This is a genomic window from Achromobacter sp. D10 (assembly GCF_035282245.1).
GTDB lineage: Bacteria > Pseudomonadota > Gammaproteobacteria > Burkholderiales > Burkholderiaceae_B > Achromobacter > Achromobacter insolitus.
Map to the genome: position 1 here is coordinate 90,981 of NZ_JAYJLE010000003.1, position 26,963 is coordinate 117,943.

The window sequence follows — 26,963 nt, forward strand, 5'->3', positions numbered from 1 at the left end:
TGGACGCATCCTAGGCCTATGCCTCCGATGCTTAAAGATGGCAGAATTAGCTTACTGATATCAAATTTGATTCGCTATCCATGAAGCTGAACACCCTGCGGGATTTCCTGGCGGTGGCCGAACGTGGCGGGGTCAGGGCTGCGGCTCGTCACCTGGACGCGCCGCAGCCTGCAATTTCCCGCAGCATCCGCGAACTCGAAAAAGAACTGGGATGCGTGCTGTTCGAACGGCACGCCACGGGCGTGCGCCTGACGCCCATGGGCGAGGTTTTCCTCAGGCGGGCCAACGCCATACGCCACGAGCTTCAGCGTGCCCGCGACGAGATCGGCCAACTGAACGGCGAGTCCCGCGGGCGCGTCACGCTCTGCATGTCGACGGCGCCCCATCTGGGCCTGTTCGCCGAAGTGTTGCGAGAGTTCCGGGCGCGCTACCCGGATATCCATCTGGAAATCATCGATGGGGTTTATCCACGGGTGGAGTCGTCCCTGCTCGACGGTACCGTGGACTTCTACATCGGGCCGGTGCCTGCGCGCACGCCGGGTGAACTGCAGGTCGAAAAGCTCTTCGACAACATGCGCGTGATTGTCGGGCGCAAAGGGCATCCGCTTGCGCGCGCACGGTCCCTGCGCGACCTCGCGGGGGCGCAATGGATCACTACCTCCATCACGCACAAGGCCGAAGAGGAACTGGGGCCGCTTTTCGAGAAGCATGGCTTGCCGCCACCTCACCTCGCCCTGAAAGCGCAGTCGGCGCTGACCTTCATCACGGCCCTGACCAATTCAGACTTGCTGATGATGCTGCCGGTGCAATGGTTGCAATATCCCCTATTGCAGGGGGTGTTCCAGGAAATCCGCGTCAAGGAACCGCTGCCGGCGCCGCCGGTGTGCATCGTGCAGCGGGCCGGCTTGCCGCTGACACCTGCGGCCGATTACTACTGCACGCTGGCGCGGCGCGCCAGCGCGCGGGCGCAGGGCTAGCCGCGGGCCGGCCAGTCGCGATCGGGCGCCGGCCTACACGCGCCGGTCCCGGCCAGCCCAGTAGGGCTCGCGCAGTTGCTGCTTCAATACCTTGCCCACCTGGCTGCGCGGCAGCTCGTCGCGGAACTCCACCGACTTTGGCGTCTTCATGCCGTCCAGCCGCGCACGGCAATATGCGATGGCGTCTTCCGCATTCCACCGCGCGCCCGGTTTCAGTTCGATGATGGCCTTGACTGCCTCACCCCAATCTTCGTCCGGCACACCGATCACGGCGCAATCGTTCACCAGGGGATGCGCCCACAGAACTTGTTCGATTTCACCCGGCGAGATGTTGAAGCCGCCCGAGATGATCAAATCTTTCATGCGGTCGACGATGTAGAAAAAGCCGTCGGCGTCGCGATAGCCGACGTCCCCGGTGTGCAGCCAGCCGCCGCGCAAGGCTTGCGCGGTGCCTTCGGGGTTGTTGTAGTACCCGGCCATGACCAGGTCGCCCTGGACCACGATTTCGCCGCGTTCGCCGGGGCCGAGCAGCCCGCCTTGCGGATCCATGATCTCCACTCGGACAAATGGGCCGGCCCGCCCGCAGCTGGCCAGCCGGTGTTCCGTGTCCTGCCGCAGCGCGGCGACGTGATCCTCGGTGGTCATCGTGGTGCAGGTGAAGGGGGCCTCGGCCTGGCCGTAGCACTGCACCATGACGGGACCGAAGATTTCCAGCGCCAGCTTCAGCTTGGCCGCCGACATGGGCGCGGCCGAATAGACGAAGTAGCGCAGCGCGTCGTAGCGCCAGCGGCGTACCTCCGGGTGAGCGAGCAGGCGGTAGATGACGGTGGGTGGGCAGAAAAGCTGAGTAACGCGATGCCGTTCCATGGCTTGCAGAATCGCTTCCGGGCGCGGCGATGGCAATACGATGTTCACGCCCCCATAGGCCAGCGTGGCAAAGGCCACCATGCCGGCCGCATGAGTCAGCGGCGCCACGACCAGATGCACGGGCGTTTCGCGGACCGGCATGGCGGCGAACCAGTTGGCGAGCAGGGTGGCGTACATGCGATGTGTGACCAGCACCCCCTTGGGCATGCCCGTGGTGCCGCCGGTGCCCCGGATCGCCACGATGTCATCGCCGCCGCCCTCGGAGGCCACGGGTGCCGCGCTCTGCGCGGCGGCCCATTGCTCCAGTCCCGGCGCTGCTCCTTGCGGGCCGTCGATGATGATCAGGCCCTTCAGGTCCGGCAGGGCGGCCCGGATCTTGTCCAGGTCGCCCGCGAAACTGCTGTGCAGGAACAGGAAGGCGCAGTGGCCACGCGCGAGTACATGGAGGTTTTCCTCGATGCTGTTGCGTGCATTGACGGGCAGCCAGATGCCGCGGGACCGGACGATGCCGAGCACCGCGACGAAGGTCAGAAGATGGTTGGGGCTGAGCAAGCCGACCTTGTCGCCCGGGCCCACGCCCGCCGCGTGCAGGCCATTGGCGATGCGGTGGGACAGATCCGCCACCGTGCCGTAGTCCAGGACGCGGCCGCCGGGTTCCGCGAAGCAGGGCGCGCTTGCGGACATCCTCAGGCCGCGCTCGAAGAAATCGATCAGATGGGCCATGGCCTATACGGCATCGGCCGCCGGCCACTGGAAGCGCTGCGCCACCTTGTCGAGAAAGCGCCCGGCCGCCTCGCGGTGGTAGTCGGTGGAGCGGGCCACGCCCTGGCCGGCCGCCTCCAGGTCCAGCATGGTGTTCAAATCGCTGTTGAGCGAAGCGTTGAAAGCGCGTTTGGTGATCGCCAGCGCCGCCATGGGCAGTTCCGCCATCGACAGCGCGATCTGGCGGGCGCGCTGGTGGATCCGTTCCTGCGGCTGGATCTCGAACACGATGCCCATGTCACGGGCTTCCTGCGCCTGGAACTCGCGGGTGGAGAAGGCCAGTTCCTTGGCGCGCTGCAGTCCCACCATGCGCGGCAGGGTATACAGCGTGGCGCAATCCGGGATGGCCCCCAGCCGCAGGAACGACAGGCAGAAGCGCGCGCGCGGCGAGGCCAGGATCAGGTCGGCGGTCAGGGCCAGGCCCAGCCCGGCGCCATAGGCCGCGCCGTCGACCGCTGCGATGACCGGCCGGTCCAGCGTGATCAGGCCTTCGATTGTCACGAGCAGGCTGGCCATGCGTTCGTGCGCTTGCTCGGCGGAGCCGCCGCAGCCCATGGTGGAGATATCGCCGCCAGAACAGAAGGCGCCGCCGGCGCCGGCCAGGATCACCACGCGCACCCCGCGATCGCGCCGGATCTCGCCCACCAGGTGGGCCAGTTCTTCACGCATGGTCAGGTCCAGCGCGTTGCGCTGGGCGGGACGGTTCAGGGTGATGGTGGCGACGCCGCCTTCCACGGCATAGAGCACGGTCTTGAACTCGCTTGAGATGACTTGCATCGGGTAAGTCTCCATGTCTGCCTTCCATGATGGCCAGGCCGCATGCGGGCCCGGCCGCAAGCTGTCGCGGGCCGTCAGGCGATGGCGCCACGCTCGCGCAGGGACTGGATGTCGTCCTGGGTCAGCCCCAGTTCCCCCAGCAGCGCGTCCGTGTGCTCGCCCGGCGCTGGCACTGCGCGGGCCTGCCCCGGAGTGCGGGAAAAGCGCGGCGCGGGGGCGGGGTGGACAGTGCCGGCAGTTTCGATGAAGCTGCCTCGCGCCTGGTGGTGGGCATGCTGCGGGGCTTCCTCGAAATCGAGCACCGGCGCGAAGCAGGCGTCCGTGCCCTCAAGCAGCGCGCACCATTGTTCTCGAGTCCTGCCGGCGATAATGCCAGCGAGCTTGGCGCGCAATTGCGGCCACTGCGCGCGTTCCCATTGCTGCTGGAAATCCGGGTCGTCGATGCCGCAGCGCTCCAGCAGCAGGCGGTAGAACTGCGGTTCGATTGCGCCGATCGACACGTACTTGCCGTCCGCGCACGCATAGCAGCCATAAAAATGGGCGCCGCCGTCCAGCATGTTGGACTGGCGCTGGTTGATCCAGTCGCCGCTTCGCAGCTTGCCGTGATAGGCGCTGGCCAGCAGCGAGGCGCCGTCGCAGATCGCGGCGTCCACCACCTGGCCTTTACCGGTGCGGCCCGCTTCGAGCAAGCCGCACAGCACCCCGAAGGCCAACATCATGGCGCCGCCGCCCATGTCGCCGACCAGGTGCAGCGGCGGCGCCGGTGGCAGTTCGGCATGCCCCATGGCGTGCAGCGCGCCAGTGATGGCGATGTAGTTCAGGTCATGGCCGGCCGCTTGCGACAGCGGCCCGTCCTGCCCCCAGCCCGTCATGCGTCCGTACACCAGGCGCGGATTGCGCGCCAGGCACTCGTCGGGCCCCAGCCCCAGCCTTTCCATCACGCCGGGCCGAAACCCCTCCAGCAGCGCGTCCGCCTTGTCCAGCAGTCGCAGCACGATATCGGTCGCGCCGGGCTTCTTGAGGTCCAGCGCGATCGTGCGGCGGCCTCGGTCGATGATGGTGCCGCCGCCGCCCAGGAATCCCGGGGCAAGCCGGTCGATGCGGATCACGTCCGCGCCCATGTCCGCCAACATCATGGCGCAGAAGGGACCGGGCCCTATGCCAGCCATTTCCACGACGGTAAATCCGCTCAGGGGACCAGCCATGTCTATCGTCACTCCATGATGAAGCGGGTTGTCAGGATTCGAAGAATTCCGCGCGCGCGTCCAGGATGATCTGGGTGTACTTTTCCATGTTGGCGTCCATGCGGTGGGTCGGCCCCACGATGGAGAGAGCGGTCAATTGCCCGCCTACGCGTCCCGCGATGCCGACGGCAGAGACGCCTTCGTTGCCTTCGTCGCGGGTATGGAAGTACTTCTTTTCCAGTTGGGATTCGATCTGCGTGCGCAAGGTGCCAGGGTCGGTAATGCTGCTGGCCGTAACGTGTTCGAACGGCAGCGCGTCGATCAGCGCATTGCGTTCCTCGGCGTCCATCTCGCCCAGCAAGGCCTTGCCCAGCGCCGCGACCTGCAGGTCGAAGGTGGTACCCGGCTGCACCACGTAGCGCAGGGCGCGCGGGCTTTCCTGGCTGGCGTAGATCTTCACCTTGTTGCCGTCGAGCAGGCCGCACATCGAGGACTCGCCAGACTGGCGCGTCAGGATCTCCAGCGCTTCGGAGGCAAATGCCTGCAGCGGGTCGGCCGCCGAGATGCCCTGGGCCACATCGAGCAGCCTGCCTGTCGGGTGGAAGTAGCGGGACTTCGGCGTGCGCAAAAGGTAGCCGGCCTGGCGCAGCGTGTAGAGCAGGTCCGAGCAGCTGCTGTCGGCCAGATCGAGAAAGCGCGCCATTTCCGAATTCGTCAGCGGACGGCGTTCGCGCGCATAGACTTCGAAGACTTGCAGCACGCGTTGCGCGGTAGGGAGAATTTGCGGCATAGGATGTCGGAGTTGAGTGGGGAGCCGGCCCGGGCTTTTACATCGTCGGTCATTTCAACGCGGAAATGCCTAATACGCTTTGCGCCATGAGGAGGGCCTGGATCTGGTTGGTGCCTTCGGCAATGCTCAGGTGGCGGGCGTCGCGGTAATGACGCTCGACGGGGAACAGCGTGGTGTAGCCAGCGCCGCCATGTACCTGCATGGACAGTTCGGCTACGCGCAGCACGGCATCGGTGGCATGGCGCTTGGCCATCGAACATAGCATCTGGCTGTCGGCGGCATTGCGGTCCAGCGCGTCGGCCGCGCGCCAGCAAAGCAGGCGCGAGGTTTCGACCAGCGTCATCATGTCGGCGATCATATGCTGCACCAGCTGGAAGCCGCCTATGGGCCGGCCGAACTGGACCCGGTCGCCGGCGTATTTTACCGCCGCCTCATACGCCGCTTCGGCGATGCCCAGCGCCGAAAACGCCACCACGCAACGGCCGATGTTGAGGTATTTCTTGGCCAACGCGAACCCCTTGCCCTCGGTGCCGATCAGGTTGGCCGCGGGGATCTCCACGTCTTCGAACAGCAGTTCGCCCAGCGGGCAGCTCAGCATGCCCATCTTGTGGATGGGGCTGGACGAGAAGCCTGCCATCGCGCGCTCGAACAGCAGGCACGAGACCCCACGTTCGCCGCTTTGCCGCTGGGTTTGCACGAACACTACGCCCAGCTCGCAGACCGTGCCCAGGCTGATGTAGAGCTTGCGGCCATTGACCCGCCAGCCCGTGGCGGTTTCCACCGCGCGCGTCTCGACGTTCGCGGCGTCGGAACCGATATTGGGTTCGCTCAACGCAAAGCTGGCGATGGCGTCGCCCGACAGGACGCGCGGCAGGTACTTTTCCTTGAGATAGGGCGAGCCCCCATCGCTCAGCACGGAGGCGGCAAGATTGCTGGTGCTGACGATGCTGCGCAGCGACGGCCAGACCCGCGCCAGCTCGGCGATCAGCAGGCCGTAGGTGGTCATCGGCAAACCGTAGCCGCCATCCTTCTCTTGCAACATGCCGCCCAGGAGACCGAAGTCGCGCATGGCGCGCACCATTTCCTGTGGCACCACGCGGCCTTCGGCTTCGTAGCGGTTGACGATGGGCGCGACTTCGGCCGCCAGGTAGCGGCGCAGCGAGTCGCGCAGTTCGGTCTGGGTGGAATCCAGTGAGAAGTCCATGCAAGTCCTAGGCAGATAGGGGCGGGAATGGGGATCTGGCGGTGTTCATGCCGGGCGCGGGTCCGAACTGGATTCCGCGGCTTGGCGCAGACCGATCAGCGCGTCCAGCGGCACCGCGCCTTGTCCTTCGGCGCCGACCCAGACCGGATTGAGCTCCATTTCCTGCAGTGTGTCGCGGTGGCTCCAGGCAAAGTCGGAGACCCGCAGGACCAAGTCTTCCAGCGCGGCGAGATCGGCCGGCGCCTGGCCGCGCACGCCATCCAGCATTTCGGCATAACGGATCTCGGCCAGCAGCGCGCGCGCATCCTCGCGCGACAGCGGGACCATCCGGTGGGCCACGTCGCGAATGGTTTCGACGAAGATGCCGCCCAGGCCAAAGGTCAGCACCAGGCCGAAAGCCGCGTCGCTGTGCACGCCGACCAGCACCTCGCGTCCGCCGGGCGGTAGCATGCGCTCCACCAGGATGCCGTCCACGATCGCGCCAGGGCAACGCTGCGCGACCGATTCGTGGATGGCGGTATAGGCCTCGCGCGCCGCGCCGGCGCTCGCAATGCCGAGCTTGACGCCGCCTGCTTCCGTCTTGTGCGCGATCTGGGCGCTGACCACTTTCATCACCACCGGAAAGCCCAGATGCTCCGCTTCCCGGGCCGCCTGCTCAGCGCTCGTGACCACCCGGCCTTCTGGTATCGGCAGACCGGCTTCGCGCAGCATGGATTTGGCGTCGGCTTCGCTGAGCATGCGGGGCCCCCCGGTGGCGCCGTCGTCCCCATGTCGGGGCGCCGCGGCAGCCGCGCGAGCGGGGCGTTTCCACGGAATGGCCTTGGACAGGGCCGAGATTGCGTCTGACAGGGACAGGAACGGCAGCAAGCCCGCGGTTTCCAGCAACTGGAAGCCGCCGCCCAGGCGCCGGCTCATCCAGACGGGCACGATCAGGGTGTCGGTTTCGGCCGCAACCGTGGCGATGGCCTGGGCCATGCCGTCGGTAATGACGCCGTAATCCATGGGAATCGGGAACAGCACCGTGCCCACTGCGGAGTCGGCGCATATTGCGCGCAGGCATGCGGCCGAGGCTTCGGGGTTGCGCAGGATGTCGGCGGTGGTGTCGACCGGATTGTCCATGCTGGCGAAATCCGGCAGCAGCTTGCGCAGGGCGGCCTTGGTGTCAGGCGAGAATGCCGCCATCGGCAGCCCGGCGGCGCCGGCGATGTCCGCGGCCAGCGCGGCGGTGCCGCCCGAAAAGGTGTAGATGCACAGCCCGTTGCCGCTCTTGGGCGTAATCCGGGTCAGCAGGCGCGAGGCGGCCAGGAGCTGGTCCAGGTCGTCCACCTCGATCGCGCCGAATTGGCGGAACACGGCGCTGTTGACGGCAGCCGTGCCAGCCACCGATGCCGTGTGCGACTGCGCCGCGCGCACGCCGGCTTCGGATCGGCCGACCTTCAGCACCACCACCGGCTTGTTGCGCGCGCGCGCCAGCTCAAGCGCAGCCGTCAGGCGCCGGCCGTTCTTGACGCCTTCCATCAACAAGGCGATGACGCTGATTTTCGGGTCGTTCGCCATGTGGGCGATGAAATCGGGAATCTCCAGGTCGACCTCATTGCCAGCGGAGAACCACAGGCCCACGCCCTCGCCAAACGACAGGCCCTGCAGCAAATTGCGGCCCAGCCCGCCGCCCTGCGTCGCCAGGCCGATCGGGCCGGCATTCAGATCGTCCTTGAACGCGGGTGAAAAGGTCATGCCCAGGCGATCGCGCACATTCACGAAACCCGGACAGTTCGGTCCATAGACGTGCAGGCCCGTGGTCTGGCACAGCTCGGCGATCTCGCGCTCCAGGCGCTGGCCTTCCGTGCCCGCTTCCGAGAACCCCGACGTCATGACCACTGCAAATGGAATCCCGCGCGCCACGCATTGCCGCAAGGCATCCAGCACCAGCGTGGCGTTGATCATGATCAAGGCCACGTCGATCTCGGCTTCGGGCAGCGCGCTGATGGACGGCCAGCAAGGCCGGCCGCCGATCTCCTGATAGGCGGGATTGACCGCGTAGACCTCGCCAGGCACGGAGGAATGCAACACCAGGTTGTCGTACAGGCGACGCCCCTGACTGGATTCGCGGGCCGAAGCGCCCACTACGGCCACGTTGCGCGGATTGATGAAGCGGGTCAAGTCAGCGAAGGGCTTCATGCCGCGCCCTCCATGGACCGCAGCACCATCGCGAAGTCGGCCTGCACGACGACCTCGCCGCGCTGGTTGATGGCTTCGCGCCGGAACACCACCTTGTCCTTGCCAGGCCGGTACTGGCCCGTCTTTTCCGTCACTGTCACGCGAACGACGATGGTGTCGCCGATGAAAGTGGGCTTGGGAAAGCGGCAATTGATGTCGATCAGCGCCAGCACGTAGGGCTCCAGCTGGCGGTAGCCGCTGGACTGGGTGGTCAGGCCCGACAGCACGGACAGCACCAGCAGCCCGTGGGCGATGCGCTGGCCGAACGGGGTGGCGCTGGCGTATTCGTGGTCGACGTGCAGGCGGTTGAAATCGCCGGACAGGCAGGCGAAGTTGACGATGTCGCTTTCGGTGATGGTGCGGCCGGCAGACTCGAAGCTGTGGCCGACCTGCAGGGGCTGCTGGGGGGGAAGCGGGGACTGGCTGGCAGGGCTTGCGCTTTGCATGGCTGATCGGATTCCGTAAGGGGGCGCGGGAAGGGCGGTTTACGAAGCGTAGCGGCCGCCGGTCACGTGCAACAGTTCGCCCGTGATGAACGAGGCGCGCTCCGAAGCCAGGAAGGCCACCGCGTTGGCGATGTCCTCGACCGCGCCCAGGCGCGGCACCGGCTGGCGCGCCAGCGCGTTGGTGCGCAGCGTCTCGTAGGTCGACAGCCCGCGCACCAGCGGCGTTTCGATCAGTCCCGGGGCGATGGCGTTGGCGGTGACGTTGAACTTGCCCTGTTCCAGCGCCAGCGCGCGGGTAAAGCCGATCAGGCCCGCCTTGGCGGCCGAGTAGTTGGTCTGGCCGGGGTTGCCCCAGTGCGCGCGCGAGGCGATGTTGATGACGCGGCCCCACTTCCTTTCCATCATCGACGGCAGGGCGGCCTTGGTGCAGTAGTAGGCGCCCTTCAGGATGGTGTCCACCACCGAATCCCAATCTTCCACCGGCATCTTGAGCAGGTACTTGTCACGCGTGAAGCCGGCGTTATTGACCAGGATGTCGATGCCGCCGAACGCATGCGCCGCCAGATCGGCCATGGTCTGGACCTGTTCGGGATCGCAGACGTCCAGCACGGCGCCGATGGCTTCGTGGCCGGCCTGCTTCAGGCTGCCGACCGCCTGTTCCACCGATTCGGGGTTGATGTCCGTAATGACGATCCGGGCGCCTTCCTGCGCCAGGGCCAGCGCCGACGCGTAGCCGATGCCGCGGCCGGAACCCGTGATGACAGCGACTTTACCGGTGAGTTGCAGGTCCATCTCCATTCCCCTTCTGTAGCTGATGAGTGTCGAATTTATTCCGAGGTTCCGAACAAATATACACATCACCGGAAATATTGACAATTAATATCGGCACGTCGTTATACTGTTCGGCATGTCGGAATAAGTTGGCCCGGCATTCCCATATCTCTAAAAAAACGGAAGGAGATCGACTCATGGCAATGTTGAAGGGATTGTTGGCCGCGGTACTGAGCCTGGCTGCTGTCGGAGCAGCCAGCGGGGCCGACACTTATCCAGACAAGCCGGTGCGGGTGTACGTGGGCTTCGCGCCCGGCGGCGCCACCGACCTGCTTGCCCGCCTGTACGCCAAAAAGCTCGGCGAGCGGTTCGGCCAGACATTCATCGTGGAGAACCGCCCTGGCGCGGGAGGCAATATCGCGGTCCAGGCGCTGACGCAGGCCCCGGCCGACGGCTACACCATCGCGATGGCGGCCAACTACGTAGCAGCCAATGCCGCCATGAAGCGCAACCCTTATGACTGGGAGCGCGACCTCATGCCCATCGGCATGGTGGCGTCCACGCCCAATATCCTGGTGGTGCCGCCCGGCTCCAGCATCCAGAGCGTGGATGACCTGGTCCGCAAGGCCAAGGCAGGCGGCAACAAGCTGACCTTCGCGTCGGCGGGCATGGGCTCCTCCATCCATCTGGCGGGCGAGCTCTTCAAGGTCATGGCGGGGGTCGACATGACCCATGTGCCCTACAAGGGTGTGTCGCCGGCGGAAGTGGATCTGATGTCGGGCACGGTCGACATGATGTTCGGCAGCGTCTCCACCGCGATCCCCCTGGTGCAGTCCAAGAAGTTGAAGGCCCTGGCCGTCACCGGGCGCGAGCGCATGAAGGCAATGCCGGACCTGCCCACCATCGAGGAGGCGGGCCTTAAAGGCTATGACGTGGAAGCGGTGTACTTCATGGCGGCGCCCGCCAAGGTGCCGGCGCCGGTCCTGAAGACGCTGGCCGATGCCGTGGCCGACATCAACAAGCAGCCGGATGTGCAGGAATTCATGGACCGGATCTACGCCCGCCCATTGACGGGCGGCCCCGAAGAGGCCCGTGCCTTCCTGAAGACCGAAGTGAAGAAGTGGCAGGGCGTGGTCGACGCCACCGGCATGAAGGTGGACTGAGGCGCGGCACCGGGTCCGATCTCCGGATCCACGACAGCGGGCGCCACAAGCCCGCGGAACACAAGACTATCAGGAGACACACATGAACACACGCAGGCGAGTCGCGCTGGCAGTGCTGGCCGGCCTGATGACTACCTTGGCCGTGCCGCAGACCTCGCGCGCAGCCGATGGCTATCCAAACAAGCCCTTGCGCCTGATCGCGCCCAGTTCGCCGGGCGGAATCCTGGACATTACAAGCCGGGTGATAGGCAAGAAGCTGTCCGAACGGCTGGGCCAGCCGGTGGTGGTGGAGAACGTGCCCGGCGCGGCCGGCATTCTGGGCATGCAGAGTTTGCTGCGCGCGGAGCCCGACGGCTACACGATGATCATGGGCAGCAGCGGGCCGAACGCCGTGAACTACACGCTGTACAGCAAGCTGCCGTACGCCATGTCCGACTTCGCTCCGGTGGCGCGCATCATCACCATGCCGAACGCGCTGGTCGTCAATGCCAACGCGCCGGTCAAGACGCTGGCGGAATTCCGCGACTACGCCCGGAAGAAGCAAGGCAACCTGTCCATGGCCGTGTCCATGATCGGCACGTCCGGCCACCTGGGCGGAGAACTGTTGAAGAACCGCCTGGACTTTACCGCGGTCACCGTGCCGTACAAGGGCGCGGCGCCGGCAACCAACGACCTGGTCGCGGGCCAGGTCGATTTCACCGTCGAAAACGTGATCACCGTGGCCCCGCTCGTCAAGGCTGGCAGATTGCGGGCGCTGGCCGTCACCACCCGTGAACGTAGCCAGATCCTGCCCGACGTGCCTACGTTGGCCGAGCAAGGCTATCCCGACGTGGATGTCGGCGCGTGGCTGGGCGTGCTGGTCGCGGCGCGCACGCCGCCGGCCGTGGTCGCGCGCCTGAACACGGAGCTCAACGCAGTCCTGGCCGACGAAGAAGTGAAAAAGCAGCTGGCGCAGCAAGGGGGCATTCCGCTGGGTGGCACGCCGGCCGAGTTCGACAGCTTCATCCGGTCGGAAAAGGACCGCTGGGAAAAAATCATCAAGGCCGCCGGCATCAAGGCGGAATGACCAGCATGCCGGCGGCGGCAACGCGCCGCCGGCATGCGTTGGGAGGCACGATCCATGGCAATTGATTATCAAAACCTGCGCAACTGGAAGTTCGACGACCGCGTCGACCGCTATACCGCGCGCGACTGCATGATCTATGCATTGGGCCTGGGCTACGGCAGCGATCCCGCCGACGAGGCCGAACTGCGCTATGTGCATGAAGACGGGACGGCCGTGGTGCCGACTTTCCTGGCCACCATCGGGGCGCCCAACGGTTGGGCGGCCGATCCGGCCACCGGCATCGACTGGGTGAAGATCCTGCATGGCGAACACCGCATGACCTTCCATGCGCCGTTGGCGGCCTCAGGCGCCGTGCGCAGCCAGACGCGGGTGACTCGGGTGGTGGACAAGGGCGCCAGCAAGGGCGCGCTGGTGGTTACCGTGCGCGACATTTCGGACGCCGACACCGGCGCGCCCCTGGCCACGGTGGAGCATGTGTCGTTCTGCCGCGCCGACGGCGGCTTTGGCCAGGGCGACGAGCCGCCCGAAGCCTTGCCCGCGGTGCCCGAGCGTGACCCTGACCAGGTCGTGCTGCTGCCCACGCTGCCGCAGCAGGCCCTGCTTTACCGGCTGAACGGTGACCTCAACCCGGTGCATGCGTTGCCGAACATGGCGCGCGCCGCCGGCTTCGATCGGCCCATTCTGCATGGCCTGTGCACGTATGGCATGGCGGCGCGCGCCTTGCTGCAGGCCTGCGCGCCCGTTGCGCCACAACGGCTGGGCGGAATCGCCGCGCGATTTTCCGCGCCGTTCTTCCCCGGCGAGACGCTGCGCGTGGAGCTGTGGCGCGACGGCGACAGCCTGCATTTCCGAGCCCTGGCCCACGAGCGCGGCACGGTGGTGTTGAGCAACGGCGTCGCCAACCTGGCCCATTGAGCTAACCCGAGGTGAACCATGTCTGCACTTGAAGTCCATGCCCGGGAGATGCCCGACCGCATCGCCTACCGCATGATTCCGTCCGGAACCACGGTGACGTGGCGCGAGCTGGAACTGCGCACCCGCAAATGCGCGGCGGCCTTGCTGGATGCCGGCCTGCAGGCCGGCGACGTGATCGCGGTTTTCCTGGAAAACCATCCGCGCTTTTTTGAACTGTTGTGGGCGGCGCACCGCATCGGCCTGTACTACACCACCATCAGCCGCCACCTCAAGCGCGACGAAGCGCGCTACATCATCGAGAATTGCGACGCCCGGGTCCTGTTCTATTCCGGCCACACGCAGGCTGAAACGGATGCGGACGGCCTGGACCGGCGCGGCGTGCTGCGCGTCTGCATGGACGGCGCCGATGCCGGCGCGATCCAATACGAAGCCTGGATCGGCCGCTATGCGGATGACGTAACGCTGCCTGAGACCCCGGAAGGCACGGACTTCCTTTATTCGTCGGGCACCACCGGCCTGCCCAAGGGAATCAAGCGTCCGCTAACGGTGGCCAATCGCTACTTCCGCGTGGGCGACGCGCCCAGCAGCGCCTGGAAGGCATTCGACCGCGACACGGTCTATCTGTCCACGGCGCCGTTCTATCACGCAGCCCCGGTGCGCTGGAACATGGCGGCGCTGCGCGCGGGCGGCAGCTGCGTCATGATGGAAAAATTCGATGCGGAGGCGGCGCTCGAAGCCATCGAGACCTACGGCGTCACCCATTCGCAATGGGTGCCGACCATGTTCATCCGCCTGCTGCGCCTGCCGCAGGAAACGCGCCAGCGCCATGACCTGTCCACCTTGCGCTATGCCGTGCACGCGGCCGCGCCGTGCCCGGTCGATGTCAAAGAAGCCATGATCGCGTGGTGGGGGCCCATTCTGTACGAGTATTACAGCGGCACCGAACTGGTGGGGCGAACTTCTCTGGGGTCCGAGGAATGGCTGACGCACCGAGGTTCGGTCGGCAAGCCCGAGTTCGGCCAGGCTCACATCATGAGCGAGGACGGCCTGACCGAATTGCCCGCGGGCCAGCCCGGGGTCATTTACTTTTCGGGCGGCGGCTCCTTCGAATATCACAAGGATCCGGAGAAGACGCGCGGCGCCTACAACGCGCGCGGCTGGGCCACCTATGGCGATATCGGCTATCTGGATCAGGACGGCTATCTGTACCTGACCGACCGCCTGTCCAACATGATCGTGTCGGGCGGCGTCAATATCTATCCGCAGGAAGCCGAGAACCTGCTCTGCACGCATCCCGCCGTGGCCGACGTGGCGGTGGTCGGCGTGCCCAACGACGAGTTCGGCGAGGAGGTCAAGGCGGTTGTGCAATTGCGGGACCCGGCCGCGGCCAGCCCCGACCTTGCGCAGCAGCTGATCGCCTATTGCCGTGACCGCATCTCGCCCATCAAGTGTCCCAAGAGCGTGGACTTCTCCAGCGACATGCCGCGCACCGAGACCGGCAAGCTGCTCAAGCGCCTGGTCAAGCAGCGCTATTGGCCGCAAGCGTAGGCGGCCACCATGACAGATCAGGAGGCAGCATGAACCGGCAGCGCAAGCTTTTCTCGGCGGACCATGAATTGTTCCGCGATACCGTGGCGCGCTTCATCGCGGATGAGATCACGCCCAACCACTACCAATGGGAACAGGAAGGACTGGTGCCGCGGGATCTCTGGCGCAAGGCCGGCGCGGCGGGCATTCTGTTGCCCAGCACACCCGAGGAATACGGCGGGGGCGGGGGGGATTTCCTGCATACCATCATCGTGGTGGAGGAAATCGCGCGCGCGTTGGCCACCGGTGTCACGGGCTTCACGACCCATTCCGACATCGTCGCGCCCTACCTGTTGAACTTCGGCACTGAACGCCAGAAGCAGCGCGACCTGCCCGGCATGGCGCAGGGCGACATCGTGGCGTCCATCGCCATGACCGAGCCGGGGGCGGGCAGCGATGTCAAGGCGATACGCACCGCGGCCGCGAAGGCGCAGGGCGGCTACGTCATCAATGGCCAGAAAACCTTCATCACCAACGGCTTTCATGCCGACCGCGTGCTGGTGGTGGCCAAGACCGATCCCGCCGCCGGCGCGCGCGGCATCAGCCTCTTCTGGGTCGACACCGCCACGCCAGGATTCACGCGCGGGCGTCTCCTGGACAAGGTCGGGCAAAAAGCGCAGGACACGGCGGAGCTCTTCTTCCAGGACATGTTCGTGCCGGACAAGGACATGCTGGGCGAGCCCGGGCAGGGCTTTGGCTACCTCATGAAGGAACTGGTGCGAGAACGCCTGATGATCGCGGTGCGTTGCGCCATGGCGCTGGAGAGCGCGCTGCAATGGACCGTCGACTACACCAAGGAAAGGCGCGCCTTCGACAAAGCCCTGATCGACAACCAGCACATCCGCTTCAAGCTCGCCGACATCAAGACCCTGACGGCCGCAACCCGCGCCTTCGTCGATGGCTGCGTGCAGCAATACCTGGACGGCGAGCTCGACGCGGGGGGCGCCGCCATGGCCAAGCTGTGGGCATCCGAAGCCACGAGCGCCATCGATGACCTGCTGCAGTTCCATGGCGGCTACGGGTACATGTGCGAATACCCCATTGCGCGCGCCTACACCGACGTGCGGCCCAACCGGATTTATGGCGGCGCCTCGGAGGTCATGCGCGAGCTGATCGCCCGGACGCTTTGACCCTTCTTTTTCGACCTCGACAGGAACAGATCCCTACATGACCAAGCATCTCTCGAAATCGGTCGCCATCGTCGGCGCCGCCGAATCGGACCTGGGGAAAGTGCCCGGGATGACCTCGCTGGACCTGCAGGCGCAGGCGTCTGCCCGCGCGCTGCGCGATGCCGGACTGACGCTCAATGACGTCGATGGCGTGTTCGCGCACGTGGACGACAAATTCGCCGGCCTGCATCTCGCCGAATACCTGGGCATTCGTCCGCGCTACGTGGATTCGACCAGCGTCGGCGGCATGTCCAGCGTCATGCACATCCGCCACGCCATGGCCGCCATCGAGGCCGGCATGTGCGAGGTGGCGCTGGTGGCCTATGGCAGCACCCAGCTCTCGGACGGCACGCGCAAGGTGGGCGGCACGCCCGAAGACATGCGCATGCCGCGCGGCCAGTTCATCACGCCGTATGGCCAACTGAGTCCCATCGGCTATTACGCGATGGTGGCGCAGTTGCACATGCAGCGCTACGGCACCACGCACAAGGATCTGGCCGAGGTGGCGGTGGCGGCGCGCAAGTGGGCGCAGCTCAACCCCAAGGCCTACCGGCGCGAGGACACCTCGATCGATGAAGTCATGGCGTCCAGGATGATCGCCGACCCCTTGCGGCAGCGCGATTGCTGCCTCGTGACCGACGCAGGCGGCGCGGTCATCATCACGTCTGCCGCGCGCGCCCGCGAACTCAAGCGTCCGCCAGTCTACGTGATGGGCATCGCAGAATCCTTCTCGCATCACTACACGCCATTCAACACGGCGGACTGGCTGGATACCAACGTGGCGCAGACGGCCGACGCCGCGCTCGCCATGGCCGGCGTTACGCGCGCCGACATCGACGTGGTGCAGATCTACGACCACTTCACCATCGGCGTGATCCAGTCGCTGGAAGAGCTGGGCTTCTGCAAGCGTGGCGAAGGCGGTGCTTTCGTGGCGGACGGGCGCTTGGCCCCCGGCGGCGACTTCCCGATCAACACCTCGGGCGGCGGCCTTTCGTACAACCATCCCGGCCAGTTCGGCATGCTGCTGCTGCTGGAGGCCGTGCACCAATTGCGCAAGGAATGCGGCGAGCGCCAACTGCCCCGCGCCGAGTTGGCCCTGGTGCATGCGCCCGGCCTGGTTTTTTCTTGCAACACCACCCTGATACTCGGAGTCTGACCATGGACCAAGCCCAACGCCCGCTGCCGCAACCGACCCGGATCACCCAGCCGTATTGGGACGCGGCCAGGCAAAACCGTCTGGTCGTCCAGCAATGCGGTTGCTGCAAGACGCGCCAGTTCTATCCGCGCGAATTCTGCACGGCCTGCCTGTCCGATAGCCTGGAGTGGATCGACTGCGGCGGCGGAGGAACCGTCTACACCTACACCATCAACCGGCGGCCGAGCAACGCCGCCTTGAGCGAAAAAGTCCCGTATGTCGTTGCCATGATCGACCTGGACGAAGGGGTGCGCATGATGGCCAACATCATCGACAGCCCACCCGAGGCCGTCAGGATAGGAAGCCGGGTGCGGGTCTGCTTCGAGCAGGTGTCGGAAGACATCACCTTGCCGCAGTTCCGGCTGGAAGGGTGATCGCGGCTTTGAGCCGGCAAATAAAAAGGCCGGTCCGATTGAAAGATCGGACCGGCCTACTGCGGTATTTGGTGGAGCCGGGGGGAATTGAACCCCCGTCCGCAAGCCCTCCGCAACCAGTTCTACATGCGTAGTCGATTTATTTGGTTTTAACCCTGGACTTAGCCAACCGACAGGCCGGACCAGAGCGATTCACGTAATTTAAATTTGAACCGTGTGACCCCAGTTCAAACCGATTCCTTGTGAATGTCGCTGCTGCGGTTCGAGGGTTGCCCCCCTAGGAAGTTGCCTTCCTCCGCCTGACCCAAGGACAGATCAGTGCAGCGGCTCACCGCTTAAGCGGCGAGAGCGAAACGCTCGTCGTTGGCGTTTGTAGTGTTCCAGTGGTTTAACGAGCGTACTGGTGCTCGGCATGCCCTGAGTTGTTTCGCGACCCACGTCGAATCCGGATCGGCCCCAAGAACTCCTATTGTACTGGTAAACGCAATAGCCTGCTGTATCGCCTGCGCGGCCTTGCCCTGGCGTGGCGCGGACGATACAGGCGGGATCAGGTTGCGTTGGCGCAGACCGTCTTGGATTCGCGGCTGGGGCGTGAAGCGGCCATTAATACGAAGGCCAGGCCCACGGACACGCCCACGATGGCGGCAGCCGCCCAACCCAGCGATGCCAGCCCATAGTTATCGATGACATGTCCGCCGACTACGGCGCCCAGGCCAATGCCGATGTTGGCGCCCGAAATATTCAGGGACGCGGCAAACGCGGGCGCTTCGGGCGCGGATTTCATCAGGCGCACGTGGCAGACGATGAAGAGCGCGGCTTGCGCGATCCCCCACACGCCCAGCGCCACCGCCAAAAGACCATGCGACTGCATCACGGGGGCAACCACCGCCAGTCCAGCCGCCATCAGCGCCGAGAACAGGGCGGTCGCGCCCAACGGACTGCGGTCCACCAGGCGGCCGCCCAGCGTGTTGCCGATCAGGCCGACGGCGCCAAACGCCATCATGGTCCAACCTACGATCTGGCCGTTGAAGCCCGCCAGCCGCTCCAGCATGTCCGCCAAATAGGTATAGGCGGTAAACATGCCCGTGAAGACCAGCAGCGACAACAACACATGGCCCACCACGATAGGGTTGCGCAGGATGCGCAGCTGCGTGATGAGCTTGACGCTGTCGGCGCGGATACGGGTGCTGGGGAAGGCGAACAGCAGCAGCACGGCCTTGGCGAACGCTACGACCGAGAGCACGCCAAAGGCGGCGCGCCAGCCGAAAGCGTCCGAGATCAGCACGCCGATGGGGATGCCGAACACCGTGGCCGCCACGATGCCGAACGCGACCATCGAGATGGCGCGGCCGGCGCGGGCCGGGCCGACCAACTCCACCGCCGTGGCGCTGGCCAGCGACCAGAACACCGGCAGGGCCAGGGCGGGGACGAAGCGGGCCACGGCCATGACCCAGATGTTGGGAGCGGCGGCGGCCAGGGCGTTGGACAGGCCGAACAGCACCAGCACGCCGATGAACAGGCGCTTGCGTTCGACATTGGCCATGAGCGCCGTAAGCAGCGGCCCCGTTGCCGCTACGGTGAACGCGAACAGAGTGACCAGCAGGCCCGCCTGGGAAACGGTGACGTGCAGGTCGCGGGCCAGGCCCGGCAGCAGTCCGACGATCAGGAACTCGGTCGTCAGGATGGTAAAGCCGGCGGCAGAAAGTAACAGGATGGGCAATAGCATAGGCATTCCTCTGGCGCGACGCTGGAGGGCGGCGCGCGGGCGGCGTTGTAAGTGGTCTAAAAAGGTCAGGGGTGCGCCGGCCTGAGTGCCGGGCAAGTGCATCGGGGCCGAAGGGCGCCGGTGCGCGGGATCAGTGGCGAAGGACGGTGGGGTCCGCGGCCTCCGGCATCAGCCGGAAAAGGCAATTGGGAAGCTCCCGAATGCCTTGCATGGATCACACTTTAAGTGACTTCGGATGCAGGATAAAGGCCCTGGCTTCGGAAAGATTGTTCGAGCAACTCAACTAATGGTTGGCGAACAATCGGAGGGGGAACGGGCCGCGGGGCGACCCGTCCGGCAAGGCTTAGCGCAGGTCGCTGGGCAGCAAGGGCTGGATGGCCGACCAGAGTTCCTCCGGTGAGTTGGCGCAGGTTTCCGCTTCCCAGGTAGTGATGTTGTCGTCTTCGCCGACGTAGCCATAGGCGGCCGCAACGGCGGGCATGCCCGCCGCGTGCGCGGCCTGGATGTCGCGCAGGTCGTCGCCCACATAGACGCAGCGGTCGATGGCGAAGCCGGCTTCACGCGCGGCATGTTGCAGAGGCAAGGGGTGCGGCTTGGCGTGCGCGGTCGTGTCGCCGCAGACCAGGACCGCGCTATTGCGCGTCAGGTCCAGGTATTCCAGGATGGGCAGGGTCAGATAGGTGACCTTGTTGGTCACGATGCCCCAAGACAGGCCGCGGCCGCGGATGTCCGCCAGCAGGGCCTCGATGCCGGGAAACAGCTTGCTGTGGACCGTCGAGCCGGCGGCGTAATCTTCCAGGAACTGCAGCCGGGTGGGTTCGTAATCGGCGTCGCCGGGCTTCAAGTCCAGCGCCACCCGCAGCAGCCCGCGAGCGCCTTGGGACGCAACCGGGCGCAAGGCCTCGTAAGGCATCGGTTCCAGGCCCTTGCGGGTGCGCTGGCGGTTTGCCGCGGCGGCCAGGTCGGGGGCGGTGTCGGCCAGCGTGCCGTCGAAGTCGAACAGAATCAGGGCGCTCATTTGCGGGTAGCCATCAGGTAATTGACCGAGGTATCGGACGACAGGGTATAGATCTGGGTAATCGGGTTGTATTCCATCCCGCGCATGCTCACCGGTTCGAGGTTGGCGCCGCGGGCGGCCGCCGACAGTTCGCTGGGTTTGATGAATTGGTCATAGCTGTGCGTGCCGCGCGGCAACAGGCGCAGGACGTACTCGGCACCCACGATGGCAAACAGGAAGGACTTGGGATTGCGGTTCAAGGTGGAAAAGAACACCCAGCCGCCGGGTTTGACCAGGGTCGAGCAGGCGCGCACGATCGAAGCCGGATCGGGCACGTGTTCCAGCATTTCCATGCAGGTCACCACGTCATAGTGACCTGGTTGTTCCGCCGCGAGTTCCTCGACGGGAACCTTGCGGTACTCGACTTTCACGCCCGATTCCAGGCCGTGCAGGCGAGCCACCTTCAGGGATTTGTCGGCCAGGTCGATGCCGGTGACTTCCGCGCCGCCGCGCGCCATGGCTTCGGACAGGATGCCACCGCCGCAGCCCACGTCCAGCACCCGCTTGCCCGCCAGGCTGCCCGCGCATTCCTGGATCCATTCCAGCCGCAGCGGATTGATGGCATGCAGGGGCTTGAACTCGCTTTCGGGGTCCCACCAACGGCTGGCCAGGGCGCCGAACTTATCCAGTTCAGCCTGATCGGCGTTGATGGCGGGGCGGGCGGTGTCGTGAGTTTGCGTAGTCATGGGCAGGTTCAGCGTAAGGCGACTCTATGACTCTATATATAGAGGACCGTCGCGCCAGGCGAGGGGAGGGTCACGGCTCTGCACCGGTTTGGTGCGTGGCCGGCGAAAAAAAGGGCCTCGCTATGCGAGGCCCCCTTATTGTAGCTAGTCCAGCAATTACTTGCGGCTACCCACGATTTCGATCTCAACGCGACGGTTTTGGGCGCGGCCTTCCTTCGTCTTGTTGGAAGCGATCGGGTTCAGCTCACCCTTGCCTTCCGTGTAGATACGGTTCGGGTCGATACCCTTGCTGACCAGGTAGGACTTGACCGAAGCGGCGCGGCGCTCGGACAGCTTCTGGTTGTAGGCTTCGGTACCGATCGAGTCGGTGTGGCCCACAGCAATGATGGTTTCGAGGTCGATACCGCGAGCTTGCTGGGCGACTTGGTCCAGCAGCTGACGGCCTTCGGGCTTCAGCGTCGACTTGTCGAAGTCGAAGAACGTGTCAGCATTGAACACGACCTTGGCCGCCATCGGGGCCGGCTTCGCCTTCTGTTGTGCAACCGGAACGCCGTCGCAGCCGGGGATGCCGGTGGCCGGGGTCCAGAAAGCATCGCGCCAGCACAGTTCGTTCGTGCCGTTCTTCCAAACGTCACCGAACGGGTTGCGCCAGTTGTCCACGGTTTGCGCGGAAGCTACACCAGAGGCCGTGACGGCGGCGAAGGCGAGCGCCAGAGCGAATTTGGAGGGTTTGTTCATGTTTCTCCTCGTTGAGCTTGAAGCTGGATAAGTGACTCGCAGCGAACCCCCGCCGCATATCAGGAAAACGGGGCCAGTATAGCAACGCCAAGAGCTGGTTCAAAGGAATAGCTACTGGGTTTCCTGCGTGCTGGAAACAATCTTAAGGCATTTGGGGGGCTTTGGCTTCCCTGGAGAGGCGCATTGGTGCTGGATATGACGTTTTCGGCACTCCATCGGTTTTCCATGTTGGTTTTTGACAACAGGCCCGCAGGACGCGGCCGCGCGCAACGTCGGCCACCTCTTCATGTCTTTCGGTCCGGTCCGCCAAGCGGCCACTTCGGGAGGCCCTTCTGACCGCTCCGGGAATCGGATGATAGAATTTCCTGTTTACCCGGCCCGGGTTCCTCCTTACACGATTCTGTCGTTATATATATGGATTCCTTTGCCAAGGAGACGCTTCCGGTATCGCTGGAAGAAGAGATGCGCCGCAGTTACCTCGATTACGCAATGAGCGTGATCGTAGGGCGGGCGCTACCGGATGTGCGGGACGGCCTCAAGCCTGTCCACCGGCGCGTGCTCTACGCGATGCACGAACTGAACAACGACTGGAACCGCGCCTATAAGAAGTCCGCGCGTATCGTCGGGGACGTCATCGGTAAATACCACCCCCACGGCGACCAGTCCGTCTACGACACCATCGTCCGCATGGCGCAGGATTTCTCCATGCGCTACATGCTGGTCGACGGCCAGGGCAACTTCGGCTCGATCGACGGCGATAACGCCGCGGCGATGCGTTACACCGAAATCCGCCTGGCCAAGATCGCCCACGAACTGCTGGCCGACATCGACCAGGAAACGGTGGACTTCGGCCCCAACTACGACGGCAGCGAGCAAGAACCGCTGCTGCTGCCCTCGCGCCTGCCCAACCTGCTGGTCAACGGCAGCTCCGGGATCGCGGTGGGCATGGCCACCAACATTCCGCCCCACAACCTCCAGGAAGTGGTCGACGGCTGCCTGTACTGCCTGCGCAATCCGGGCTGCTCGGTCGATGAGCTCATGGAGCTCATCCCGGCCCCCGATTTCCCCACCGGCGGCGTCATTTACGGCATGTCCGGCGTGCGCGAAGGCTACCGCACCGGTCGCGGCCGCGTCATCATGCGCGCCAAGACCCACTTCGAGGACATGGAGAAGGGCAATCGCCAGGCCATCGTGGTCGACGCGATTCCCTACCAGGTCAACAAGAAGACGCTGCAGGAACGCATCGCCGAGCTGGTCAACGACAAGAAGATCGAAGGCATCTCCGATATCCGGGACGAGTCCGACAAGGACGGCATGCGCCTGGTCATCGAGCTCAAGCGCGGCGAAGTGCCCGAAGTGGTGCTGAATAACCTGTACAAGAATACCCAGCTGCAGGATACCTTCGGGATGAACCTGGTGGCGCTGGTCGATGGCCAGCCCCGCCTGCTCAACCTGAAGCAGATGATCGATTACTTCCTGCAGCACCGCAGGGAAGTGGTCACGCGCCGCACGGTGTTCCAGCTGCGCAAGGCCCGCGAACGCGGCCACGTGCTGGAAGGCCTGGCCGTCGCGCTGGCCAACATCGACGATTTCATCGCCATCATCAAGGCGGCGCCGACCCCGCCGGTCGCGCGCCAGGAACTGATGGCGAAGTCCTGGGACTCGTCGCTGGTACGCGAAATGCTGTCGCGCGCCGATGGCGACACGCCGGGAGGCCGCGCGGCCTTCCGTCCGGACGACCTGGGCGCCGAGTTCGGCCTCCAGGGCGACGGCATGTACCGCCTGAGCGATACCCAGGCCCAGGAAATCCTGAACATGCGCCTGCAACGCCTGACCGGGCTGGAGCAGGACAAGATCGTCGGCGAATACAAGGACATCATGTCCACCATCGCCGACCTGCTGGACATCCTGGCGCGCCCTGAGCGCATCACCACGATCATTGGCGAAGAGCTGCAGGCCATCAAGGCGGAGTTCTCCACCGGCGCCAAGGACACGCGCCGTTCGGAAATCGAACTCAACGCCACCGAGCTCGACACCGAAGACCTGATCACGCCGACCGACATGGTCGTGACGCTGTCGCACGGCGGCTACATCAAGAGCCAGCCCTTGTCCGAGTACCGTTCGCAGAAGCGCGGCGGACGCGGCAAGCAGGCCACGGCCATGAAGGAAAACGACTGGATCGACCAGTTGTTCATCGCCAACACGCACGACTTCCTGTTGTGCTTCTCCAACCGCGGCCGCGTCTACTGGCTCAAGGTCTGGGAAGTGCCGCAAGGCACGCGCAACTCGCGCGGCAAGCCCATCGTCAACATGTTCCCGTTGGCCGAAGGCGAGAAGATCACCGTGGTGTTGCCGGTCAAGGAATTCAGCGAAGACCACTACGTCTTCATGGCGACCTCGCGCGGCACGGTCAAGAAGACCCCGCTGTCCGACTTCTCCAATCCGCGCAAGGCCGGCATCATCGCCGTGGACCTGGACGATGGCGACTACCTGATCGGCGCCGACCTCACCGACGGCCAGCATGACGTCATGCTGTTCTCGGACGCAGGCAAGGCTGTGCGCTTCGACGAAAACGATGTGCGCCCGATGGGCCGCAACGCCCGCGGCGTGCGCGGCATGATGCTGGAAGACTCCCAGACCGTCATCGCGCTGCTCGTGGCTGGCGATGAAACGCAAAGCGTGCTGACGGCCACTGAAAACGGCTACGGCAAGCGCACCCCGATCACCGAGTACACGCGCCACGGCCGCGGCACCAAGGGCATGATCGCGATCCAGACCAGCTCGCGCAACGGCAAGGTCGTCGGCGCCGTGCTGGTCATGCCTTCGGACGAGATCATGCTGATCACGACCGGCGGCGTGCTGGTGCGCACCCGCGTCTCCGAAATCCGCGAAATGGGCCGCGCCACGCAAGGCGTCACGCTCATCAACGTCGACGACGGCAGCTCGCTGTCCGGCGTGCGCCGTGTCGTGGAAAGCGACGCGGACGATGACAGCGACCTGGGCGATGACGGCCAGGATGCGGATGGCGGCGACGACAACGGCGCAGCGGACTCGACGGATTCGACGGAACCTACGGAGCAATAATGGCCCGCCCCTGGAACTTCTCGGCAGGCCCCTCGGCCTTGCCCGAGGTGGTGCTGCAGCAAGCCGCTGCAGAAATGCTGGACTGGCACGGCAGCGGCATGTCCGTGATGGAAATGAGCCATCGCGGCAAGCATTTCGTGCAGATCTGCGATGAAGCCGAGTCCGACCTGCGCGACTTGCTGGGACTGCCGGCGGATTACGCCATCATGTTCATGCAAGGCGGCGGTTCCGGGGAAAACGCCATCGTTCCCATGAACCTCATGGGACGCCGCGGCACGCCGGCGGCTGATTTCGTCGTGACGGGCCATTGGTCCAAGCGTTCGTACAAGGAAGCCGGCCGCTACGGCAGCACCCATGTGGCAGCGAGCAGCGACCAAGCCATCCAGCTGGACGGCCGCGAGCAGGCGCCGCTGACCTGGGTGCCGCCCGTCGACTCCTGGCAGGTGCGGCCGGAATCGGCCTATCTGCACCTGTGCAGCAACGAAACCATCGGTGGCGTCGAGTTCATGGATTGGCCCGATACCGCCGCGCTGGGCGCGCCCGACGTGCCGCTGGTCGTCGATGCGTCCTCGCACTTCCTGTCGCGTCCCATGGACGTGACGCGTTGCGGCATGCTGTATGCCGGCGCGCAGAAGAACGCCGGCCCGGCGGGTGTGACCATGGTCATCGCGCGCCGCGATCTCATCGGCCACGCTTTGCCGATCTGCCCGTCCGCGTTCGATTACGCCAACGTGGCCGCGGAGCATTCGCGCTACAACACGCCGCCCACCTTTGCCATCTACGTCGCAGGACTGGTGTTCAAGTGGGTCAAGGCGAATGGCGGCGTCGCCGGCATGGAAGCGGCGAACAAGGCCAAGGCCGATCTGCTCTACGGCTACCTGGACAGCACCAGTTTCTACCGCAATCCCATCCACGCGCCCGTGCGCTCGCGCATGAACGTGCCGTTCGTGTTGCACGACGAATCGCTCAACGATGCCTTCCTGCAAGGCGCGGACGCGGCCGGCCTGACGCAGCTCAAGGGCCATAAGAGCGTGGGCGGCATGCGTGCCTCCATCTACAACGCCGTGCCCCTTGCTGGAGTCGCGGCGCTGGTCGAGTACCTCAAGGAATTCGAGCGTCGCTATGGATGACGATCTGCAGCGCAAGCTGCTTCCCCTGCGCCAGCGCATCGATGCGCTGGACGCTCAGATCCTCGACCTCCTGACGCAGCGCGCGAGCGCCGCGCTGGAAGTGGGCGAGGTCAAGCATGCCGCGAACGCCGACGGCCCAGTTCTGCGTCCCGAGCGCGAAGCCGACGTGATCCGCCGCCTGCAGCAGACCAATCCCGGCCCGTTTCCGAATGCCGGCGTGGCGGCGGTTTGGACCGAAATCATCTCCGCCTGCCGGGGCCTGGAACGCGGCATGACGGTCGCCTTCCTGGGGCCGCAAGGCTCGTTCTCGGAGCAGGCCGCGCAGGAGCATTTCGGCCACGCCGTGCAGAAACTGCCATGCGCATCCTTTGATGAGGTCTTCCGCGCCGTCGAAGCGGGGCAGGCCGACGTGGGCATGGTCCCGGTCGAGAATTCCACCGAAGGCGCGGTCAACCGCAGCCTGGACCTGCTGCTGAATACGCCGCTGAAGATCCTGGGCGAGCGTTCGCTCGTCATCCGCCATTGCCTGATGTCGCAGTCCGGCAGCATGGACGGGATCAAGACGATTTCCGCGCACCCGCAGGCGCTGGCCCAATGCCAGGGCTGGCTCACGCGCAACTACCCCGACGTGGCGCGCGTGGCCGCGTCCAGCAATTCCGAGGCTGCTCGCGCGGCGGCGGCCGATCCGAGCATCGCGGCCATTGCCGGCGAGGTGGCGGCGCCCGCCTGGAACCTGCAGATTGTCGCCGCGGGCATCCAGGACGATCCGCACAACCGCACGCGCTTCCTGGCGATCGGCAATATCGAACCGCTGGTCAGCGGCAAAGACAAGACCAGCCTGATCCTGGCGGTGCCCAACCGCGCGGGCGCCGTCTACGAAATGCTGGCGCCGCTGGCGGCCAACGGCGTGTCCATGACGCGCTTCGAGTCGCGGCCCGCCCGCACCGGCCAGTGGGAATACTATTTCTATGTGGACGTCCTGGGTCACCGCAATGATCCGAACGTCGAACGCGCCCTGGCCGCCTTGCAGGCGCAGGTTGCCTACCTGAAAGTGCTGGGTTCCTACCCGGCGCCGTGA

General features: G+C 65.3%; 23 protein-coding genes and 1 other RNA gene. 11 read left to right on the plus strand and 13 right to left on the minus strand.

All coding sequences use genetic code 11. From position 1 onward, the window contains the following. Positions 1 to 80 precede the first annotated feature (80 nt). The gene (locus VCS63_RS10625) at positions 81 to 977 is read left to right on the plus strand and encodes a LysR family transcriptional regulator (RefSeq protein WP_323879663.1); all 897 of its coding nucleotides are present in this window, start codon (positions 81 to 83) and stop codon (positions 975 to 977) included. A gap of 33 nt (positions 978 to 1,010) precedes the next feature. Here VCS63_RS10625 and VCS63_RS10630 read toward each other — a convergent pair whose 3' ends face one another. The 8 genes from VCS63_RS10630 to fabG are packed head-to-tail and all read right to left on the minus strand — an operon-like array spanning position 1,011 to position 10,016. Further along, positions 1,011 to 2,567, minus strand: a complete 1,557-nt coding sequence (locus VCS63_RS10630) for a class I adenylate-forming enzyme family protein (RefSeq protein WP_323879665.1) — start codon at positions 2,565 to 2,567, stop codon at positions 1,011 to 1,013. Between the two features lie 3 nt (positions 2,568 to 2,570). Next, complete coding sequence (locus tag VCS63_RS10635; protein WP_063641782.1) at positions 2,571 to 3,398, minus strand: enoyl-CoA hydratase/isomerase family protein; 828 nt, start codon at positions 3,396 to 3,398, stop codon at positions 2,571 to 2,573. Between the two features lie 59 nt (positions 3,399 to 3,457). After that, positions 3,458 to 4,588, minus strand: a complete 1,131-nt coding sequence (locus VCS63_RS10640) for a CaiB/BaiF CoA transferase family protein (protein WP_104653288.1) — start codon at positions 4,586 to 4,588, stop codon at positions 3,458 to 3,460. A gap of 31 nt (positions 4,589 to 4,619) precedes the next feature. Continuing rightward, positions 4,620 to 5,357 (minus strand): IclR family transcriptional regulator, encoded by a 738-nt coding sequence (locus VCS63_RS10645; RefSeq protein WP_042792504.1) that lies wholly within the window; start codon positions 5,355 to 5,357, stop codon positions 4,620 to 4,622. 49 nt (positions 5,358 to 5,406) lie between these two features. Next, positions 5,407 to 6,561: an acyl-CoA dehydrogenase family protein gene (locus VCS63_RS10650; protein WP_042792505.1), complete on the minus strand. Its 1,155-nt coding sequence runs from the start codon at positions 6,559 to 6,561 to the stop codon at positions 5,407 to 5,409. A 45-nt stretch (positions 6,562 to 6,606) separates the two neighbouring features. Further along, complete coding sequence (locus VCS63_RS10655; RefSeq protein WP_323879668.1) at positions 6,607 to 8,739, minus strand: acetate--CoA ligase family protein; 2,133 nt, start codon at positions 8,737 to 8,739, stop codon at positions 6,607 to 6,609. Beyond that, entirely contained in the window at positions 8,736 to 9,224 is a 489-nt protein-coding gene (locus VCS63_RS10660) for a MaoC/PaaZ C-terminal domain-containing protein (RefSeq protein ID WP_042792506.1), read from the minus strand. Before VCS63_RS10660 ends, VCS63_RS10655 begins: the two co-directional genes overlap by 4 nt. A 39-nt stretch (positions 9,225 to 9,263) precedes the next feature. Continuing rightward, positions 9,264 to 10,016, minus strand: coding sequence for a 3-oxoacyl-ACP reductase FabG (gene fabG / locus VCS63_RS10665; protein ID WP_042796847.1), 753 nt, complete (start codon positions 10,014 to 10,016; stop codon positions 9,264 to 9,266). A gap of 176 nt (positions 10,017 to 10,192) precedes the next feature. On the opposite strand from fabG, the gene VCS63_RS10670 reads away from it, so the two are divergent. The 7 genes from VCS63_RS10670 (at position 10,193) to VCS63_RS10700 (ending at position 17,464) form a co-directional block, all read left to right on the plus strand. Then, on the plus strand, positions 10,193 to 11,158 hold the full coding sequence (locus VCS63_RS10670) for a Bug family tripartite tricarboxylate transporter substrate binding protein (protein ID WP_042792507.1): 966 nt from the start codon (positions 10,193 to 10,195) through the stop codon (positions 11,156 to 11,158). 82 nt (positions 11,159 to 11,240) lie between these two features. After that, positions 11,241 to 12,224 carry a Bug family tripartite tricarboxylate transporter substrate binding protein gene (locus tag VCS63_RS10675; RefSeq protein WP_042792508.1) on the plus strand — a complete coding sequence of 328 codons (984 nt, stop codon included), beginning with the start codon at positions 11,241 to 11,243 and terminating at the stop codon, positions 12,222 to 12,224. A 54-nt stretch (positions 12,225 to 12,278) separates the two neighbouring features. Next, a complete protein-coding gene (locus tag VCS63_RS10680) occupies positions 12,279 to 13,139 on the plus strand; it encodes a MaoC/PaaZ C-terminal domain-containing protein (protein WP_042792509.1) in 861 nt (286 codons plus the stop codon). Positions 13,140 to 13,157: 18 nt separating this feature from the next. Further along, complete coding sequence (locus VCS63_RS10685; RefSeq protein ID WP_042792510.1) at positions 13,158 to 14,687, plus strand: AMP-binding protein; 1,530 nt, start codon at positions 13,158 to 13,160, stop codon at positions 14,685 to 14,687. Positions 14,688 to 14,716: 29 nt separating this feature from the next. Next, entirely contained in the window at positions 14,717 to 15,856 is a 1,140-nt protein-coding gene (locus tag VCS63_RS10690; RefSeq protein WP_323879671.1) for an acyl-CoA dehydrogenase family protein, read from the plus strand. A 37-nt stretch (positions 15,857 to 15,893) separates the two neighbouring features. Next, positions 15,894 to 17,051, plus strand: coding sequence for an acetyl-CoA acetyltransferase (locus VCS63_RS10695; RefSeq protein ID WP_042792512.1), 1,158 nt, complete (start codon positions 15,894 to 15,896; stop codon positions 17,049 to 17,051). Between the two features lie 2 nt (positions 17,052 to 17,053). Then, positions 17,054 to 17,464, plus strand: a complete 411-nt coding sequence (locus tag VCS63_RS10700; RefSeq protein WP_042792514.1) for a Zn-ribbon domain-containing OB-fold protein — start codon at positions 17,054 to 17,056, stop codon at positions 17,462 to 17,464. Positions 17,465 to 17,533: 69 nt separating this feature from the next. Here the strand turns inward: VCS63_RS10700 and ssrA are convergent. From ssrA to ompA, 5 genes are all read right to left on the minus strand, one after another. Continuing rightward, positions 17,534 to 17,922, minus strand: a transfer-messenger RNA (tmRNA) gene (gene ssrA / locus VCS63_RS10705). An 89-nt stretch (positions 17,923 to 18,011) separates the two neighbouring features. Continuing rightward, positions 18,012 to 19,190 carry an MFS transporter gene (locus tag VCS63_RS10710; RefSeq protein WP_076815699.1) on the minus strand — a complete coding sequence of 393 codons (1,179 nt, stop codon included), beginning with the start codon at positions 19,188 to 19,190 and terminating at the stop codon, positions 18,012 to 18,014. 343 nt (positions 19,191 to 19,533) lie between these two features. After that, the gene (locus VCS63_RS10715; RefSeq protein ID WP_323879675.1) at positions 19,534 to 20,208 is read right to left on the minus strand and encodes an HAD-IA family hydrolase; all 675 of its coding nucleotides are present in this window, start codon (positions 20,206 to 20,208) and stop codon (positions 19,534 to 19,536) included. Next, positions 20,205 to 20,933: a bifunctional 2-polyprenyl-6-hydroxyphenol methylase/3-demethylubiquinol 3-O-methyltransferase UbiG gene (gene ubiG / locus VCS63_RS10720; protein ID WP_063641766.1), complete on the minus strand. Its 729-nt coding sequence runs from the start codon at positions 20,931 to 20,933 to the stop codon at positions 20,205 to 20,207. The genes VCS63_RS10715 and ubiG overlap by 4 nt, the downstream gene beginning before the upstream one ends. A 156-nt stretch (positions 20,934 to 21,089) precedes the next feature. Further along, positions 21,090 to 21,671: an outer membrane protein OmpA gene (ompA, locus tag VCS63_RS10725; RefSeq protein WP_042792519.1), complete on the minus strand. Its 582-nt coding sequence runs from the start codon at positions 21,669 to 21,671 to the stop codon at positions 21,090 to 21,092. 414 nt (positions 21,672 to 22,085) lie between these two features. Between ompA and gyrA the strand changes: the two genes are divergently transcribed. Genes gyrA through pheA form a run of 3 tightly spaced genes read left to right on the plus strand, consistent with a single transcriptional unit; the run spans position 22,086 to position 26,963 of the window. Next, positions 22,086 to 24,755: a DNA gyrase subunit A gene (gene gyrA, locus VCS63_RS10730; RefSeq protein WP_042792520.1), complete on the plus strand. Its 2,670-nt coding sequence runs from the start codon at positions 22,086 to 22,088 to the stop codon at positions 24,753 to 24,755. Further along, positions 24,755 to 25,885, plus strand: a complete 1,131-nt coding sequence (gene serC, locus VCS63_RS10735) for a 3-phosphoserine/phosphohydroxythreonine transaminase (RefSeq protein WP_042792521.1) — start codon at positions 24,755 to 24,757, stop codon at positions 25,883 to 25,885. The genes gyrA and serC overlap by 1 nt, the downstream gene beginning before the upstream one ends. Next, complete coding sequence (gene pheA / locus VCS63_RS10740; RefSeq protein ID WP_042792522.1) at positions 25,878 to 26,963, plus strand: prephenate dehydratase; 1,086 nt, start codon at positions 25,878 to 25,880, stop codon at positions 26,961 to 26,963. Before serC ends, pheA begins: the two co-directional genes overlap by 8 nt.

Coding starts and splice junctions, on each gene's coding strand:
- VCS63_RS10625 (WP_323879663.1), top strand. CDS start 81: ATGAAGCTGAACACCCTGCGGGATTTCCTGGCGGTGGCCGAACGTGGC.
- VCS63_RS10630 (WP_323879665.1), bottom strand. CDS start 2,567: ATGGCCCATCTGATCGATTTCTTCGAGCGCGGCCTGAGGATGTCCGCA.
- VCS63_RS10635 (WP_063641782.1), bottom strand. CDS start 3,398: ATGGAGACTTACCCGATGCAAGTCATCTCAAGCGAGTTCAAGACCGTG.
- VCS63_RS10640 (WP_104653288.1), bottom strand. CDS start 4,588: ATGGCTGGTCCCCTGAGCGGATTTACCGTCGTGGAAATGGCTGGCATA.
- VCS63_RS10645 (WP_042792504.1), bottom strand. CDS start 5,357: ATGCCGCAAATTCTCCCTACCGCGCAACGCGTGCTGCAAGTCTTCGAA.
- VCS63_RS10650 (WP_042792505.1), bottom strand. CDS start 6,561: ATGGACTTCTCACTGGATTCCACCCAGACCGAACTGCGCGACTCGCTG.
- VCS63_RS10655 (WP_323879668.1), bottom strand. CDS start 8,739: ATGAAGCCCTTCGCTGACTTGACCCGCTTCATCAATCCGCGCAACGTG.
- VCS63_RS10660 (WP_042792506.1), bottom strand. CDS start 9,224: ATGCAAAGCGCAAGCCCTGCCAGCCAGTCCCCGCTTCCCCCCCAGCAG.
- fabG (WP_042796847.1), bottom strand. CDS start 10,016: ATGGACCTGCAACTCACCGGTAAAGTCGCTGTCATCACGGGTTCCGGC.
- VCS63_RS10670 (WP_042792507.1), top strand. CDS start 10,193: ATGGCAATGTTGAAGGGATTGTTGGCCGCGGTACTGAGCCTGGCTGCT.
- VCS63_RS10675 (WP_042792508.1), top strand. CDS start 11,241: ATGAACACACGCAGGCGAGTCGCGCTGGCAGTGCTGGCCGGCCTGATG.
- VCS63_RS10680 (WP_042792509.1), top strand. CDS start 12,279: ATGGCAATTGATTATCAAAACCTGCGCAACTGGAAGTTCGACGACCGC.
- VCS63_RS10685 (WP_042792510.1), top strand. CDS start 13,158: ATGTCTGCACTTGAAGTCCATGCCCGGGAGATGCCCGACCGCATCGCC.
- VCS63_RS10690 (WP_323879671.1), top strand. CDS start 14,717: ATGAACCGGCAGCGCAAGCTTTTCTCGGCGGACCATGAATTGTTCCGC.
- VCS63_RS10695 (WP_042792512.1), top strand. CDS start 15,894: ATGACCAAGCATCTCTCGAAATCGGTCGCCATCGTCGGCGCCGCCGAA.
- VCS63_RS10700 (WP_042792514.1), top strand. CDS start 17,054: ATGGACCAAGCCCAACGCCCGCTGCCGCAACCGACCCGGATCACCCAG.
- VCS63_RS10710 (WP_076815699.1), bottom strand. CDS start 19,190: ATGCTATTGCCCATCCTGTTACTTTCTGCCGCCGGCTTTACCATCCTG.
- VCS63_RS10715 (WP_323879675.1), bottom strand. CDS start 20,208: ATGAGCGCCCTGATTCTGTTCGACTTCGACGGCACGCTGGCCGACACC.
- ubiG (WP_063641766.1), bottom strand. CDS start 20,933: ATGACTACGCAAACTCACGACACCGCCCGCCCCGCCATCAACGCCGAT.
- ompA (WP_042792519.1), bottom strand. CDS start 21,671: ATGAACAAACCCTCCAAATTCGCTCTGGCGCTCGCCTTCGCCGCCGTC.
- gyrA (WP_042792520.1), top strand. CDS start 22,086: ATGGATTCCTTTGCCAAGGAGACGCTTCCGGTATCGCTGGAAGAAGAG.
- serC (WP_042792521.1), top strand. CDS start 24,755: ATGGCCCGCCCCTGGAACTTCTCGGCAGGCCCCTCGGCCTTGCCCGAG.
- pheA (WP_042792522.1), top strand. CDS start 25,878: ATGGATGACGATCTGCAGCGCAAGCTGCTTCCCCTGCGCCAGCGCATC.